Annotated in this window: 13 protein-coding genes and 2 tRNA genes; 1 reads left to right on the top strand and 14 read right to left on the bottom strand. The window is 55.9% G+C overall.

Going from position 1 to position 16,068, the window contains the following annotated elements; translation table 11 throughout:
• Positions 1-529 precede the first annotated feature (529 nt).
• From pnp to rlmE, 14 genes are all read right to left on the bottom strand, one after another.
• Positions 530-2,725: a polyribonucleotide nucleotidyltransferase gene (gene pnp / locus UN63_RS00690; protein ID WP_104484867.1), complete on the bottom strand. Its 2,196-nt coding sequence runs from the start codon at positions 2,723-2,725 to the stop codon at positions 530-532.
• Between the two features lie 290 nt (positions 2,726-3,015).
• Positions 3,016-3,285, bottom strand: a complete 270-nt coding sequence (gene rpsO / locus UN63_RS00685) for a 30S ribosomal protein S15 (protein WP_104484866.1) — start codon at positions 3,283-3,285, stop codon at positions 3,016-3,018.
• 162 nt (positions 3,286-3,447) lie between these two features.
• Positions 3,448-4,383, bottom strand: coding sequence for a tRNA pseudouridine(55) synthase TruB (gene truB, locus UN63_RS00680; protein WP_104484865.1), 936 nt, complete (start codon positions 4,381-4,383; stop codon positions 3,448-3,450).
• A gap of 2 nt (positions 4,384-4,385) precedes the next feature.
• Entirely contained in the window at positions 4,386-4,814 is a 429-nt protein-coding gene (gene rbfA, locus UN63_RS00675; protein ID WP_104484864.1) for a 30S ribosome-binding factor RbfA, read from the bottom strand.
• Positions 4,815-4,897: 83 nt separating this feature from the next.
• Positions 4,898-7,588, bottom strand: coding sequence for a translation initiation factor IF-2 (gene infB, locus UN63_RS00670; protein WP_104484863.1), 2,691 nt, complete (start codon positions 7,586-7,588; stop codon positions 4,898-4,900).
• Between the two features lie 19 nt (positions 7,589-7,607).
• Positions 7,608-9,110 carry a transcription termination factor NusA gene (nusA, locus tag UN63_RS00665; RefSeq protein ID WP_104484862.1) on the bottom strand — a complete coding sequence of 501 codons (1,503 nt, stop codon included), beginning with the start codon at positions 9,108-9,110 and terminating at the stop codon, positions 7,608-7,610.
• Between the two features lie 14 nt (positions 9,111-9,124).
• Positions 9,125-9,583, bottom strand: coding sequence for a ribosome maturation factor RimP (rimP, locus tag UN63_RS00660; RefSeq protein ID WP_104484861.1), 459 nt, complete (start codon positions 9,581-9,583; stop codon positions 9,125-9,127).
• 190 nt (positions 9,584-9,773) lie between these two features.
• A tRNA-Met gene (locus UN63_RS00655) sits at positions 9,774-9,850 on the bottom strand.
• 57 nt (positions 9,851-9,907) lie between these two features.
• A tRNA-Leu gene (locus UN63_RS00650) sits at positions 9,908-9,994 on the bottom strand.
• A 7-nt stretch (positions 9,995-10,001) separates the two neighbouring features.
• Positions 10,002-10,337: a preprotein translocase subunit SecG gene (gene secG / locus UN63_RS00645; RefSeq protein ID WP_104484860.1), complete on the bottom strand. Its 336-nt coding sequence runs from the start codon at positions 10,335-10,337 to the stop codon at positions 10,002-10,004.
• 190 nt (positions 10,338-10,527) lie between these two features.
• Positions 10,528-11,868: a phosphoglucosamine mutase gene (gene glmM, locus UN63_RS00640; protein WP_104484859.1), complete on the bottom strand. Its 1,341-nt coding sequence runs from the start codon at positions 11,866-11,868 to the stop codon at positions 10,528-10,530.
• Between the two features lie 4 nt (positions 11,869-11,872).
• Positions 11,873-12,706 (bottom strand): dihydropteroate synthase, encoded by an 834-nt coding sequence (gene folP / locus UN63_RS00635; RefSeq protein ID WP_104484858.1) that lies wholly within the window; start codon positions 12,704-12,706, stop codon positions 11,873-11,875.
• A 68-nt stretch (positions 12,707-12,774) separates the two neighbouring features.
• Entirely contained in the window at positions 12,775-14,727 is a 1,953-nt protein-coding gene (gene ftsH / locus UN63_RS00630) for an ATP-dependent zinc metalloprotease FtsH (RefSeq protein WP_104484857.1), read from the bottom strand.
• Positions 14,728-14,771: 44 nt separating this feature from the next.
• Entirely contained in the window at positions 14,772-15,401 is a 630-nt protein-coding gene (rlmE, locus tag UN63_RS00625) for a 23S rRNA (uridine(2552)-2'-O)-methyltransferase RlmE (RefSeq protein ID WP_104484856.1), read from the bottom strand.
• Positions 15,402-15,485: 84 nt separating this feature from the next.
• Here rlmE and yhbY point away from each other — a divergent pair, with 84 nt between their 5' ends.
• Positions 15,486-15,782 (top strand): ribosome assembly RNA-binding protein YhbY, encoded by a 297-nt coding sequence (yhbY, locus tag UN63_RS00620; protein ID WP_104484855.1) that lies wholly within the window; start codon positions 15,486-15,488, stop codon positions 15,780-15,782.
• Positions 15,783-16,068 lie beyond the last annotated feature (286 nt).

Here is a 16,068-nt window from a genome sequence, read left to right as displayed (position 1 = left end):
TAACTGATCTAGTTGGTTGCTCTGCAAAGGTCGGACAAAGGGCCCGCTCCGCCGACACGCCGTGAATACCTCCATGTAGGCTCCGCCGCGCCATCCTTGGCGCGGAGGGTCGGCGGAGCAGATCCCTTTATCCTCCCTGATGCCAGGGAGTTGCCTGTTGACATCGTCTACAGACAACTCGGTGCTTGAGAAGAGGCAACAGAGATCGACTACCACGACCGTGAAATGCCATGGACGGCATTTCCCGAGCCCTCAGGGATGAGTTTATGGCGTGTCGTGGAGGCGGCTGTGTTGCCTCTGAGCTCGGGTTTGATAAATGATCGGATGTTTATTCAAATTGGTATGATACCAATCCCATTTAATCTCTAATCAAATTTTGGGTCGGAGTTTCAGAGGCAACGCCGGTGCATCACTGAGGGCAAAGGGATCTGCTCCACCGACCATCACATGCCATGGCCAAAAACAAAAAAGCCGGGAATCATCCCGGCTTTTTCTATTTATCCATTAGCCTGTCAGGCCATGGCTGAAGTTACTCGGCCTTGTCGGCCGGTGCTGCTTCAGTTTGAGCTACTTCGGTCGGTGCCGTTTCAACCTTGGCTTCTTCAACCTTGGTTTCTTCGGCAGCGGGAGCTTCGGCTACTGCCGGCTCTTTCGCTTCCTTGATGGACAGACGAATACGGCCCTGACGATCCACTTCCAGTACCTTGACCTTGACCATGTCACCCACGGTCAGGTGATCGGACACATTCTTGACCCGCTCTTCGGTGATCTGGGAGATATGCACCAGACCATCCTTGCCGGGCAGAATGTTGACGAAGGCACCGAAGTCGGCCAGGCGTACAACCTGACCTTCGTAGATGGTGCCGGCTTCCACTTCGGCTGTCAGCTGCTCGATGCGACGAATCGCAAGCTTGGCGGCTTCGCCGTCGACGGCGGCAATCTTGACGGTACCGTCGTCATCCAGCTCTATGGTGGTGCCGGTTTCTTCGGTCAGCGCACGAATGGTGGCGCCACCTTTACCGATGACATCACGGATCTTCTCCGGGTTGATCTTGATGATATGGATACGCGGAGCGAAATCGGAGATATCGGCACGCGGTGCCTGCATCGCTTCATCCATTACTTTCAAGATGTGCAGACGGGCGTTGCGCGCCTGCTTCAGCGCCACTTCCATGATTTCTTTGGTGATGCCTTCGATCTTGATGTCCATCTGCAGGGCGGTAATGCCCTGAGTGGTACCGGCCACTTTAAAGTCCATGTCGCCCAGATGATCTTCGTCACCCAGGATGTCGGACAGCACCACAAAGCCGGCGTCTTCTTTAACCAGACCCATGGCGATACCGGCCACGGAAGCCTTGATCGGCACACCCGCGTCCATCAGCGCCAGTGACGTACCGCACACGGAAGCCATGGAGGAAGAACCATTCGATTCGGTAATTTCAGATACCACACGCACCGTGTACGGGAAGACATCAGCACTCGGCATCACGGCAGCAACGCCGCGCTTGGCCAGACGGCCGTGACCGATTTCCCGACGCTTGGGGCTGCCGACCATGCCGGTTTCGCCCACACAGTAGGGAGGGAAGTTGTAGTGCAGCATGAAGCGGTTGGTACGGGCGCCGGTCAGCTCGTCGATCAGCTGAGCGTCACGCTCTGTGCCCAGGGTAGCGGCAACCAGGGCCTGGGTTTCACCACGGGTGAACAGGGCGGAACCATGGGTACGGGGCAGCAGACCAGTAGCCACGTTCAGGGCACGGATCATGTCCGGTTCGCGACCATCGATACGGGGCTCACCGCGTACTACGCGACCACGTACAATCTGCTTCTCCAGCTTGCCCAGCTGTTCCTGTACTTCCTTGATGCCCTGCTCGGGATTAGCGGACAGTACCGCCGTCAGTGCCTTGGCCTTGATGGCACCGATGGCGTCACGACGAGCGCTCTTGTCGGTGATGCGATAGGCTTCGCCCAGTTCGGTGGTAGCCAGTTCGGCAACCTGAGCTTTCAGGCTTTCGTTCTCGGCCTTCGGCTGCCAGTCCCAGGGCTGGGTGCCCACTTCGGCGGCAAATTCATTGATTGCCTGAACGGCGGTGTTCAGCTGCTCGTGACCGTAAACAACGGCGCCCAGCATCACTTCTTCGGGCAGAATGTTGGCTTCAGACTCCACCATCAGTACCGCATTGGCGGTACCGGCAACCACCAGATCCAGCTCGCTGTTTTCCAGCTCGCTGATGCTCGGGTTCAGTACGTATTCGCCATTCATGTAACCGACGCGGGCGGCACCGATAGGGCCGGCAAACGGAATACCGGAAATGGCCAGGGCCGCGGAGGTACCCAGCATGGCAATGATATCGGGCGCGATATCGGGGTTAACCGATACGACGGTCGCAATCACCTGTACTTCGTTTTTGAATCCATCGGGAAACAACGGACGGATCGGACGGTCAATCAGTCGCGAGGTCAGTGTTTCACCTTCCGTCGGACGGCCTTCGCGCTTGAAGAAGCTGCCCGGGATACGGCCGGCAGCGTAGGTCCGCTCCTGGTAGTTAACGGTCAGCGGGAAGAAGTCTTTGCTTTCATCGGCTTCGCGCTTGCCAACGACGGTCACCAGAACGGCGGTATCATCGATGCTGGCCATGACGGCACCATTGGCCTGACGCGCCATTACGCCGGTTTCGAGGGTGACGGTATGCTGGCCGTACTGGAAGGTTTTCACGATAGGATTCACGTTGTAGATTCCTTAATATGTTTGGTCTTTTAATTTACCGCCACAGTATACTTGATTCCCGTTTAAAGGACAGAAACGCAAGGGAAAAACAAGTGGGGAACACGTGAGAAGTGAGGCGAAAAGAGTGCTGGGTATAAACCGAATTCACAGGCTTTATGCAAGTGAGGGGTGAGGCGAAAAACACCTAACTCACAGGCAGTGTATTTTGCTCCTCACGCCTTACCCCTAACCTTAAAAATCAGGCAACAAAAAAGGGGCCGAAGCCCCTTTTTCTTGAACCGGATGGTCGATTAACGACGCAGACCCAGTTTGGCGATCAGTGCACTATAACGCGCAACGTCTTTACGCTTCAGGTAGTCCAGCAGGCTACGACGCTGGGATACCATGCGCAGCAGACCACGACGGCTGTGGTGATCGTGGATGTGCTGCTTGAAGTGACCTTGCAGGTGGTTGATCTGGGCGCTCAGCAGGGCAACCTGAACTTCAGGTGAACCGGTGTCGCCTTCAGCACGTGCATGGTCAGCAACGATCTGGGCTTTGGTTTCAGCATTTAGTGACATCTTTTGTACTCCAAAGAGATGAATGTTTTTTCCAGCCGATCACTAATTCAGCCGGAAAGCGAGCTGCGCATTCTACCAGTTAAGCCGATGTTGGCAACCAGAAAATGTCAGTAACATAAACGGCCCTGACTAGAGCCGTTTATGTTGGGAAGCTAAGGCGTTTCAGCGAACCAGGCGCTTGGGGGCGACTTTACCGTCGTCGTCGATTTCACCGACACCGATAAACTGGTGTTCATCACCCATGGTCATGCGTACCAAACCCTCGAGCGGCGCGCCGGAGACCTGCACCGCCTGCCCCTGGTTGATATAACCGGCCACCAGCTCGGACATATTCACTTCCGGCAGGGTGGAAACGGCGGTGTCCATCGGCAACAACAGCGGATCCAGCTCCAGGCGAGGCGCTATATCCTGCGTCCGGCAGTTTTCGAGAATACACTCCAACTGCTCAAGAGTCAGCATACGTTCGGTCGGGTAACCCGCTACCGCCAGCCGGCGCAGCACAGTCACGTGCGCCCCGCAGCCCAGCACTTCGCCCAGATCATCGACGATGGTCCGGATATAGGTGCCCTTGCTGCAATGCACTTCCAGCTCGACTTCATCCCCTTCAAAGCGAATGAGTGTCAGCTCATAGACGGTGATGGGGCGGGATTCCCGCGGTACTTCTATGCCTTCACGGGCATACTGGTACAGGGGCTTGCCCTGATACTTGAGCGCGGAATACATGGACGGGATCTGCTGGCTCTGGCCACGAAAGCGGTCCAGTGCTTCGATCAAGTCACCCGGGGCCACGTTGACCGGCCGGGTCTCGACCACTTCGCCATCCGCATCACTGGTATCGGTACGCTCGCCCAGCTTGGCAACCACCCGATAGCGCTTGTCCGCTTCCAGCAAAAACTGGGAAAACTTGGTCGCCTCGCCCAGGCAGATCGGCAACATGCCGGTGGCCAGCGGATCGAGCGCACCGGTATGACCCGCCTTGGCGGCGGCATAAATACGCTTGACCTGTTGCAGGGCATCGTTGGAGGTAATGCCGGCAGGCTTGTCCAACAACAGAATGCCGTCTACTTCACGACCACGAAATCGACGCTGACGCCCCATAATTAATCCTTCTTCTCTTGATCTTGATCCTGGTCTTGATCTTCTTCATTGCGACCGCTTTCTTGCATACGGCGATTGTCTTCGGCAATGGTACTGGATACCAAAGTAGAAATACGTACACCTTCCACCAGACTCTGGTCGTAAGCAAACCGCAATTCGGGAGTCACCCGCAAGCGCATGGCTTTACCCACCAGGCTGCGAATAAAGCCGCTGGCATCTTTCAATACCTTCATGCCCTGCTCGATTTTTTCCGGATCATTTTCCAGAAAGGTAACGAACACCTTGGCGTAGTTCAGATCTCGAGACAACTCGACACCGGATACCGTCACCAACTTGAGGCGCTCATCTTTGATTTCCCGCTGCAGGATCATCGCAATTTCTTTTTGCAATTCCTGTCCTACCCGGCGGGATCGGCTGAATTCTCTGGCCATAATTCTCTTTCCAAGACAAAGGGGGCCAAAGGCCCCCATTTATATATCAGTGTTGAAACCGGGGTTCCTGGTACAAGCCGCCCTTACAGGGTGCGCTGTACTTCCACGATTTGGAAGACTTCTATCTGGTCGCCCACTCGTACATCATTGTAGTTCTTCACGGCGATACCACATTCCATGCCGTTACGCACTTCCTGCACATCGTCTTTGAAGCGACGCAGAGATTCCAGCTCGCCTTCGTAAATGACCACGTTCTCGCGCAATACCCGGATCGGGTTGCTGCGCTTGACGTTACCTTCGGTGACCATACAACCGGCCACGGCGCCAAACTTGGGTGAACGGAAGACGTCACGTACCTGAGCCAGACCGATGATTTCCTGCTTGAACTCGGGAGCCAGCATACCGGTCATGGCCTGCTTCACTTCGTCCAGCAGCTCATAGATCACGCTGTAGTAACGCAGATCAATCTCTTCCGACTCAATCATCTTGCGGGCAGAAGCATCGGCACGCACGTTGAAGCCGAGGATGATGGCGTTGGACGCCGCCGCCAGGCTGGCGTCGGTTTCGGTGATTCCACCCACACCGGAGCCGATGATCTTGACCTTCACTTCGTCGGTAGACAGCTTCTGCAACGACTCGGAAATCGCCTCGATGGAGCCCTGAACGTCTGCCTTCAGTACCAGGTTGACTTCGGCTACTTCGCCTTCGGTCATGTTGGCGAACATGTTCTCCAACTTGGCTTTCTGCTGACGCGCCAGTTTCACTTCGCGGAACTTGCCCTGACGATAGAGTGCCACTTCACGGGCCTTCTTCTCGTCACGTACCACAGTGGCTTCATCACCGGCTGCCGGCACGCCGGACAGACCCAGGATTTCGACCGGAATGGACGGGCCGGCGGTCTTGATTTCGCGACCCAGCTCGTCTCTCATTGCACGCACTCGGCCATATTCCAGACCACAGAGCACGATATCGCCCTGGTTCAGAGTACCTTCCTGTACCAGTACGGTGGCAATCGGACCACGACCCTTGTCGAGGCGGGATTCGATGACCACACCGGACGCCATGCCGTCATATACCGCATTCAGCTCCAGTACTTCCGCCTGCAGCAGGATGGCTTCAAGCAGCTCGTCGATACCCTGACCGGTTTTGGCCGAGATAAAGACGAACATGTTTTCGCCGCCCCAGTCTTCCGACATGACGCCGTGCTGAGACAACTCGCTCTTGACCCGGTCGATATCCGCTTCCGGCTTGTCCATCTTGTTAACCGCAACGATCAGCGGTACACCGGCAGCCTTGGCATGCTGGATGGCCTCAACGGTCTGCGGCATAACGCCATCATCCGCCGCCACCACCAGAATAACAATATCGGTAGCGCTGGCACCACGAGCACGCATGGAGGTAAAGGCCGCGTGACCCGGAGTATCCAGGAAGGTGATCATGCCGTTCTCGGTTTCGACGTGATAGGCACCGATATGCTGGGTAATACCACCGGCTTCGCCGGAGGCTACTTTGGCCCGACGGATATAATCCAGAGTCGAGGTCTTACCGTGGTCGACGTGACCCATGATGGTCACAACCGGGGCTCGGGTCTGACGTTCGGCATCGGTATCCCGGTCCGACAGTACCTTCTGCTCCAGCTCGTTTTCACGACGCAGAACCACCTTGTGGCCCATCTCTTCCGCCACCAGCTGGGCGGTTTCCTGATCGATCACCTGGTTGATGGTCACCATGGCGCCCATCTTCATCATGGTCTTGATGACGGCAGCACCCTTGACGGCCATCTTGTTGGCCAGTTCGGCCACGCTGATGGTCTCACCGATTTCGACGTCGCGGTTAACCGCTTGGGCCGGCTTCTGGAAGCCATGCTTCATCGAGTTGGGCATCATCACCTTGGCCCGCTTGCCTTTTCTCAGGCGTTCATTGCGGCTTTCGCGATTTTCGCGATCTTCCTTGGTTTTGCCACCCTTGCGCTTCTTACCACCGGTGCTGCGACGAGCTTTCTGCTCTTCGGTCTTGTCGGCTTCGTCTTCGGCGGCCTTGGCATGCTCGTTGGTCATGACATGGTAATCCGCATCTTCCGGCTTCTTCGCTGCGGCTTCTTCTGCCCAGCGTTTTTCATTTTCTTCTGCCAGCTTGCGTACTTCTTCGGCCTTTTTCTGGGCGTCCAGCTCGGCCTTGCGCAAGGCTTCTTGCTCACGCTGTTGTTTCAATTTTTCTGCTTCGCTTTTCGCCATATCGTCCGCCTTTTTCTGCTCTTTGCTTCGGGGCTTGGTTGCCCCCTGCTCTGTGGTGTTCTGAGCTTGCAGCTGAGCCTGGCGGGCTTTTTCTTCCGCATCACGCTTGGCTTGTTCTTGCGCCTCACGCTTGGCCTTGTCTTCGGCTTCGCGTTTGGCTTGCTCTTCGGCCTCACGCTGGGCCTGTGCTTCCAGACGCGCCTGCTCTTCTGCTTCCTGTTGACGCTGCTGCTCTTCAGCCGTGTCACGTCTTACGTAGGTGCGCGTCTTGCGCACCTCAACCTGTACGGCTTTGCTCTTGCCGCCGACAACCGGCACGCTCAGGGTGCTGATGGTCTTGCGCTGCAGCGTCATCCGCTTGGGTTCTTTATCGTCAGCGCCATGCTGTTTCTTTAAAAACGTCAGCAAGGCGGCCTTTTCGGTTTCCGATACGGTGTCGGCGGTGGATTTCTCCATGCCGGCTTCGCGAAACTGCTGGACAAGACGGTCAACCGATGTGTCGATGTCGCTGGCGAGCTGCGTTAATGTAACTTCTGCCATTCATTTACCTCCGCTGATCTTATTCTTCGTTCTGGTCTCCGAACCAGCAGATATTTCGGGCTGCCATGATAAGCTCCCCTGCCAGGGTTTCATTCAGACCTTCAATTCCTTCAAGGTCGTCAATGCCCTGTTCTGCCAATTCTTCCAGATCCGCAACACCACGGGCGGCAAGCAAATATGCCAGCTCCCGGGTCATGGAGGGTAGTGCGAGCAGATCTTCTGCCGGCTCCACCCCTTCGAATGATTCTTCCTGCGCCAGGGCCCGAGTAGTCAGGGCATCCTTGGCTCGATTACGCAGCACCTCCACCGTCTCTTCATCCAGGCCTTCGACGCTCAACAGCTCGCTGACCGGCACATAGGCAATTTCTTCCAGGGAAGAAAAGCCTTCTTCCATCAGCAAGGCGGCGAAATCTTCGTCGATGTCCAGGTCCTGGACAAACAGATTCATGATCTTGTCGCTTTCTACCTGATGCTTGCTCTGTAGATCTTCCACCGTCATCACGTTCAGTTCCCAGCCAGTCAGCTGAGCTGCCAGGCGAACGTTCTGACCGTTACGGCCGATGGCCTGGGCCAGGTTGCCGGATTCCACGGCGATGTCCATGGAATGGGTATCTTCATCGACGATGATAGAGGCCACGTCCGCCGGCGCCATGGCGTTGATCACAAACTGGGCAGGATTGTCGTCCCACAGCACGATATCGACCCGCTCACCACTGAGCTCGCCGGATACGGCTTGAACCCGGGCGCCACGCATGCCGACACAGGCCCCGATGGGGTCGATGCGGCGGTCGTTGGTCTTGACCGCAAGCTTGGCACGGCTGCCCGGATCCCGGGCTGCAGCCATTATTTCGATGATTTCTTCACCGATTTCCGGCACTTCAATGCGGAACAGTTCTTTCAGAAAGTCCGGATGGCTGCGGCTGACAAACAGCTGGGCGCCACGGGCTTCCGGGCGAATCGCATACAGCAGACCGCGAATACGGTCACCGGAGCGGAACGATTCCCGCGGCAGCAGGTCTTCACGGAAGATCACCGCTTCGGCGTTACTGCCCAGATCCAGAATAACGTTATCGCGAGTGGCCTTCTTGACCACACCGGTAATGATTTCACCTTCCTGATCCTGGAACTGCTCAACCACCTGCATGCGCTCGGCTTCACGTACTTTCTGTACGATAACCTGCTTGGCAGTCTGGGTGGTGATGCGGTCGAAGGTAACCGAGTCGATCTCGTCTTCCACATAATCGCCAATCTGGATGTCAGGCTCGTCGATCTGTGCCGCTTCCAGGGTGATTTCGCCGTAAGGGTTGGTCAGGGATTCCTGATCCAACACTACCTGCCAGCGACGGAAAGTTTCGAAATTACCGCTTTTACGATCGATTTCGACCCGTACCGCGATATCACCTTCATATTTTTTCTTGGTGGCCGTAGCCAGGGCGGTTTCCAGTGCCTCGAAAATCTTTTCGCGAGGCACGGCCTTTTCGTTAGAAACGGCATCAACAACCAGCAATATTTCTTTATTCATGTCCGACTGCCTCGTTAGTCAAAGTTCGGAACCAGATGCGCTTTTTGGATATTGGCGAAGGCGATGGGGAATTCGGTTCCCGCCACCTCCAGCCTGATCATGGTGTCGTCTACCGACACCAGAAGCCCGGTCAGTTTACGATGATTGTTCACCGCCATACGCAGGGACAATTCTACCTGCTGGCCGATAAGGGCCTGATAATGAGCCGGCTTGAACAGGGGGCGAGCCATACCCGGAGAAGACACCTCCAGATCATATTCGGTAGAAATGGGATCTTCCACATCGAGCACGGCACTGACCTGCCGACTGACTTCGGCACAATCGGTTACTTCAATACCGTTTTCATGGTCGATGTACAAACGTAAGGTCGAATGCCGGCCGGCGCGTACAAACTCGAGCCCCAGCAATTCAAAGCCCAGAGCCTCTACGGGCTCTGACAGCATCTCGGTCAATCGTTGTTCCAATGTAGCCAAAGCTACCCCTCCGAAAACAAAAAAAGGGCTCGCAGCCCAGTGAATGTGCACCGATGATACCGGTGCTGAAGTGCAGATAACAAAAAGCCCCGATCTTCAAATCGGGGCTATTCACCTGGACCCTGACTGTCGCCTCGCAGCGACCATTTACCGCACTTACTATTAAATAATATGCGATAAACGTGAGGATTGGTTGCGGGGGCCGGATTTGAACCGACGACCTTCGGGTTATGAGCCCGACGAGCTACCAGACTGCTCCACCCCGCGTCCGAACCGTGCGAGAGTATAGTTAATTTGAGATTAAATCTCAACTTAACTATGATTTGGTGCCGAGAGCGGGACTTGAACCCGCACGCCTATACAGGCACTACCCCCTCAAGATAGCGTGTCTACCAATTCCACCACCTCGGCAAAAACTTTATTCGGGTACGTCGCTGCTGTTAATGGCAGGAACATCACCCGGGATGACGCTTTCTTCTACCTGAGGTACAGAAAGATCTTCCCATTCACTTCCCTGCTTGGTGTTGTTACTGGAAAGATTACCCAGTACCAGACTCACCACAAAGAAGCCTGCTGCCAGTAGCGTAGTCGCCTTAGTCAGGAAATTACCAGACCCACCGGAGCCAAAAACCGTGTTCGACGCACCCGCTCCGAAGGAAGCACCCATATCGGCGCCTTTACCTTGCTGAATCAGCACCAGACCAATCAAAGTCAGTGCGATAAGCAGATACACCACTAAAAGAATTTCGTACATCAGCTTTACCTTTGCTTGACGTCTGAGCCCCGCATCAGACTGCTGTCCGGAGCGGGGCTAATACTAGCTAGACCCTTGACGGGATACAAGCGCAATTTTAAAAAATAGATTCAAGTGAATAAAAAGACGGCAAAACGATGATTGCACAACCGTTTTTGAAGCTTTAAGCCGTAAGCTGTCCGCTTCCAGCTTACCGCTCCGGCGAAGTCGGTATGGCATCGGCAATATGCTGAGCCAGACGCCGTACCTGTTCTTGCTCGGCACCTTCCACCATCACCCGGATTAGCGGTTCGGTGCCGGACTTGCGCAGCAATACCCGCCCCGCGCCGGCGAGCTCTTCTTCCGCCACGGCCACCCGACGCTGAACTTCGCTGTCGGCCAGCGGATCGGTACCGGCCTGAAAGCGCACGTTAACCAGCACCTGAGGATAGAGCTCCAGCTCCCGACCCAGTTCATGCAGGCTGCGCCCTTCATCGACCATGGCACGGAGTACCTGCAGCGCCGCGACGATGCCATCACCGGTGCTGTTGTGATCCAGGCTGATGATATGGCCCGAGTTTTCACCACCCAGTTTCCAACCCTCTTGCTTGAGCTGCTCCATCACATAACGGTCGCCGACCTTGGCTCGCACGAAGGCAATATCCTGCTGCGCCAACGCCAGCTCCAGTGCCATGTTGCTCATCAGGGTGCCGACCACGCCACCATTCAGAGTACCCCGGCGGCGAGCGTCCCGTGCCATGATGTACAGCAGCTGATCACCGTCGAGCAAGGCGCCGGTATGATCCACCATCGCCAGTCGGTCGCCGTCACCGTCAAAGGCAATGCCCAGATCGGCGCTATGCTCCTGCACGGCGGCAATCAAGGCCGCTGGCGCGGTCGAGCCGACCTTGTCGTTAATGTTGACCCCGTTCGGCTGCACCCCGGTGCGGATCACCTTGGCACCCAGCTCTTCAAATACCGCCGGGGCAATGTGATAGGTGGCACCATGCGCGCAATCGAGCACTATGGTCAGGCCGTCCAAATGCATCTCGGAGGGAAAGGTGCTCTTGCAGAATTCGATGTAACGACCGGCCGCGTCATTGATACGGCTGGCCTTGCCAAGCAGCTCGGAAGGCACGCAGTCCATCGGCTGATCCAGCATGGCCTCGATCGCCAGCTCCACTTCATCCGGCAGCTTGGTGCCATCATGAGAGAAGAACTTGATGCCGTTATCGTAATAGGGATTGTGGGAAGCGCTGATCACGATACCGGCCTCGGCACGAAAAGTGCGGGTCAGATAGGCGATGGCCGGGGTCGGCATGGGACCAAGCAGTGCCGCCTGTATACCGGCGGCAGACAGGCCAGCCTCCAGCGCCGACTCCAGCATGTAGCCGGAGATGCGCGTGTCTTTGCCAATCAGCACCTTTTTGGTGCCGGTACGAGACAGCACCTTGCCGGCGGCCCAGCCCAGCTTCATCACAAATTCCGGGGTGATGGGATAGTCCCCTACTCGTCCGCGGATGCCGTCGGTACCAAAATATTTTCTGCTCATTATATTATCCCTGATATTGTGCGGCCTGCTGCCATACCCGCATGGCATCGGCCATTTCTTTTACATCATGTACCCGTAATATCTGCGCGCCCTGACTCAGCGCAAACAAATGCGCCGCCAGGCCACCGGCAAGACGTTGATCGACTTCACGGTCCAGCAACTGCCCCAGCATCGACTTTCGCGACATGCCGACCAGCAAGGGCAGGCCCAAAGCATGCAATTGGCCTACCTTGCCCAGCAATTCATAGTTGTGTTCGAGCCGCTTGCCGAAACCGTAACCGGGATCCAGACAGATGCGCTCGCGGGGAATGCCCGCGTCATCGCAGGCCTGCAGTCGTTGGCGCAGAAAGTCCGCCACCTCGAGGGTGACATCCTGATAATCCGGTGCCTGCTGCATGGTTCTGGGCTGACCCTGCATATGCATCAGACAGATGGCGGCGCCACTGTCGGCCGCCACCTGAAGAGCACCCGGTTCGCGCAGGGCAAAGATGTCGTTAATCAGATCCGCGCCGGCCTTGACCGACTCCCGCATCACCACCGCCTTGCTGGTATCGATGGATATCCAGCAATCCAGCTCCTTGCGCAGCAGCTCCAGCACCGGTATGACCCGATCCAGTTCCTGCTGCTCGGCCACCGCATCGGCCCCCGGTCGTGTCGACTCGCCACCTACGTCAATCAGAGTCGCGCCGTCTTCCACCATCTGCAGGGCATGGTGCAAGGCGGCGTCTCTGTCCACAAAGTGGCCGCCGTCCGAAAAGGAGTCGGGTGTCAGGTTGAGAATCCCCATGATTCGGGGCGAGGATAAATCCAGGCTTCTGGATTCGCTTGATAACAGCATAACGACAGGTTCCCACAAAATAAAAAGCCCCGGACAGCGATGTCCGGGGCTTAATTTATCATAAATTATCAGTTGCTGGTGGCATCACCGGGCTTATTCAGATCCGGTGCAGCAGACTTGGCCTCCTCGGCTTGTTCTGCATCCTTGTCACCAGTGCTGGCAGCAGGACCTTGCGGCTTATCGTCAGACTCTTCTTTCCAGTCTGCCGGTGCCCGCACGTCGCGGCGTGCCATCAAATCGTCGATTTGCTTGGCATCGATGGTTTCGTACTTCATCAACGCATCTTTCATGGCGTGCAGAATATCGATGTTGTCCATCAGTATCTGTTTGGCACGCTCAAAATTACGATGAATGACGTCTTTCACCTCGGCATCGATGGCATTGGCGGTTTCATCGGACATGTGCTTGACCTTGGCGGCGGTACGACCGAGGAAGACTTCGCCTTCTTCATCCGCATACAGCAAGGGGCCCAGTTTTTCCGACAACCCCCACTGGGTCACCATCTTGTGAGCAATGTCAGTCGCCCGCTCGATATCGTTTGAAGCACCAGTGGTGACCTTGTCGAAACCGTAGATGATTTCTTCCGCCAGACGACCGCCGTACAGGCTGGAAATCATTGATTCCAGATGCTGCTTGCTGTAGCTGTAGCGGTCCTGCTCGGGTAGATACATAGTCACACCCAGAGCACGGCCACGAGGAATAATCGACACCTTGTACACAGGATCGTGCTCGGGCACCATGCGACCGACGATGGCGTGACCCGCCTCGTGATAGGCAGTCATCGCTTTTTCGGACTCGGACATCACCATGGAGCGGCGCTCGGAGCCCATCATGATCTTGTCCTTCGCCTTTTCAAACTCTTCCATCGACACCAGTCGACGGGCGGAGCGAGCGGCAAACAAGGCTGCTTCGTTGACCAGGTTGGCCAGGTCGGCACCACTGAAACCGGGCGTACCACGGGCAATGACGCTGGCATTGACATCGTCACCCAGCGGCACACGGCGCATGTGCACCTTGAGGATCTGCTCACGACCACGCACATCGGGCAGGCCCACCACCACCTGACGGTCGAAACGGCCAGGACGCAGCAATGCCGGATCCAGTACGTCGGGTCTGTTGGTGGCGGCGATGACGATAACGCCTTCATTACCTTCAAAACCGTCCATCTCTACCAGCATCTGGTTCAGGGTCTGTTCACGTTCGTCGTGACCGCCACCCAGACCAGCACCACGCTGGCGACCAACCGCATCGATTTCATCGATAAAGATGATACAGGGGGCAGACTTCTTCGCCTGCTCGAACATGTCACGAACCCGTGACGCACCCACACCGACAAACATTTCCACGAAATCGGAACCGGAAATGGTAAAGAAAGGCACCTTGGCTTCACCGGCAATGGCCTTGGCCAGCAGGGTTTTACCGGTACCGGGTGGGCCTACCAGCAGAATACCGGTAGGAATACGTCCGCCCAGCTTCTGGAAACGGCTGGGATCACGCAGGTAATCCACCAGCTCTTTCACGTCTTCCTTGGCTTCATCACAACCGGCCACATCGGCGAAGGTCGTTTTGATCTGATCTTCGCTCATCAGACGAGCCTTGCTCTTGCCGAAGCTCATGGCACCCTTGCCACCACCGCCGCCTTGCATCTGACGCATGAAGAACACCCAGACGCCAATCAACAGCAGCATGGGGAACCAGGAGATGAAGATAGACGTCAGCAGGCTTGGCTCTTCAGGCTTTTCACCCACGACCCGCACGTTGTTGTTCAGCAGATCATTCAGCAGCTGAGGATCCTGCGCAGGCAGAATAGTTGTGAAACGATCACCACTGCGCTTTACGCCATTGATGGTATTGCCATCCATGCGCACTTCACGAATTTGCCCTTGGGCTACTTCCTGTACAAAGGTGGTATAGTCCGTCTGGCGTCCACTCGGCTCACTCGGGCTAAAGCTCTGGAATACCGACATTAACACCACGGCTATGACCAACCACAGGATCAAATTTTTCGCCATGTCACTCAAATTACTAACCTCACCGGCTGACAGTTTATGACTTCGACAGAGTACTACAGTTTAAAACCTGTAGCTACAATGTAGACTTCTCGCGAGCGGGGTCGCGACGAATCGGGTTTTCTTACCTTTACCGAACTGAAAGACCGGCGAACTTCCAACAGAAATTCATCGAAGCCGGTCCCTTGGAACACTTTTACAACAAAGCTGCCTTTGGGTGTCAGCACCTGACGGCACATGTCCAGGGCAAGCTCCACCAGATACATGGATCTGGGCTGGTCAACCTCGGGCGTACCGCTCATGTTGGGCGCCATGTCCGACAGCAATACATCGACCTTGTCTTCCCCTACCCGTTCCAGCAGGGCATTCAGTACTTCCTCATCTCGAAAGTCACCTTGCAGGAAGTCGACCCCGGCAATGGGATCCATGGCCAGCAAATCGCAGGCAATTACCTTGCCCTTCAAGCCCACCTGCTCGACCGAATACTGGCTCCAACCTCCGGGGGCAGCCCCCAGATCCACGACCGTCATGCCATGTTTGAGCAGACGATCGCGCCCCTGCAATTCTTCCAGTTTAAATACGGCACGCGAGCGCAGGCCTTTTTTTTGCGCCTGTTGTACATATTTGTCGTCAAAATGCTCTTTGAGCCAGCGCGTCGAGCTGGCCGAGCGTTTTTTCTTGGTCATTAAATTATCGCTCTGCTATTACCATTGAAGCTTAGATGGGGGTACAATAGCCCCCTTTCAACCTATTAACTGAAGCATTTTGCAATGACCCTGACTAATAAGCAAAGACAATACCTCAAAGGCATGGCCCACAGCCTGAAGCCGGTGGTATTGCTTGGCCAGCATGGCCTGACTGAAGGCGTACTGGCCGAGATCGATTTGGCCCTGAATTTCCACGAACTGATCAAGGTCAAGGTTGCCGCCGAAGACAGGGAAGTCAAAACGCTGATCATGGACGCTATCGTCCGTGAAACTGCCGCGGTAAAAGTACAAAGCATCGGCCACATCCTGACTCTGTATCGTGCCAGCGAAGAGAAAAAAATCAGCCTGCCCAGAGCCTGAGCCGTCTGCAAGGGTTGGGCTCGCAGCCCTGCCCTTTTGCTTTTCCTGCTCCCCTCCCGATATTTCCCCCTGTTTTTCTTGTTCTGTCGTCAAGAGCGCTATGATTCAGCATATGCTCCCGATGTGTGATTGTCATGCCCAGCCACCGCTTTCTGACCGACGAAGAACTTATGCTGCTACACGAGATCTGTCGTCAGGGCGTCGTTGGCGGCGGAAATAAGGAATCTGTCCACCAATGGGATGCGCTTGTTGCCACGTCGCCCGCAGTTCTGGTTAACCGCAGTAC

It is taken from the genome of Oceanisphaera arctica, assembly GCF_002936955.1.
Lineage (GTDB): Bacteria > Pseudomonadota > Gammaproteobacteria > Enterobacterales > Aeromonadaceae > Oceanimonas > Oceanimonas arctica.
The sequence above is the reverse complement of the archived record's forward strand: the minus strand, read 5'-3'. Positions and strand labels throughout refer to the sequence as shown.

Bases quoted from the DNA above. Each gene is read 5' to 3' on its own strand.
- glmM (WP_104484859.1), bottom strand. From the start codon at position 11,868: ATGAGCAGAAAATATTTTGGTACCGACGGCATCCGCGGACGAGTAGGG.
- folP (WP_104484858.1), bottom strand. From the start codon at position 12,706: ATGCTGTTATCAAGCGAATCCAGAAGCCTGGATTTATCCTCGCCCCGA.
- truB (WP_104484865.1), bottom strand. From the start codon at position 4,383: ATGGGGCGTCAGCGTCGATTTCGTGGTCGTGAAGTAGACGGCATTCTG.
- rlmE (WP_104484856.1), bottom strand. From the start codon at position 15,401: ATGACCAAGAAAAAACGCTCGGCCAGCTCGACGCGCTGGCTCAAAGAG.
- nusA (WP_104484862.1), bottom strand. From the start codon at position 9,110: ATGAATAAAGAAATATTGCTGGTTGTTGATGCCGTTTCTAACGAAAAG.
- rbfA (WP_104484864.1), bottom strand. From the start codon at position 4,814: ATGGCCAGAGAATTCAGCCGATCCCGCCGGGTAGGACAGGAATTGCAA.
- rpsO (WP_104484866.1), bottom strand. From the start codon at position 3,285: ATGTCACTAAATGCTGAAACCAAAGCCCAGATCGTTGCTGACCATGCA.
- yhbY (WP_104484855.1), top strand. From the start codon at position 15,486: ATGACCCTGACTAATAAGCAAAGACAATACCTCAAAGGCATGGCCCAC.
- secG (WP_104484860.1), bottom strand. From the start codon at position 10,337: ATGTACGAAATTCTTTTAGTGGTGTATCTGCTTATCGCACTGACTTTG.
- infB (WP_104484863.1), bottom strand. From the start codon at position 7,588: ATGGCAGAAGTTACATTAACGCAGCTCGCCAGCGACATCGACACATCG.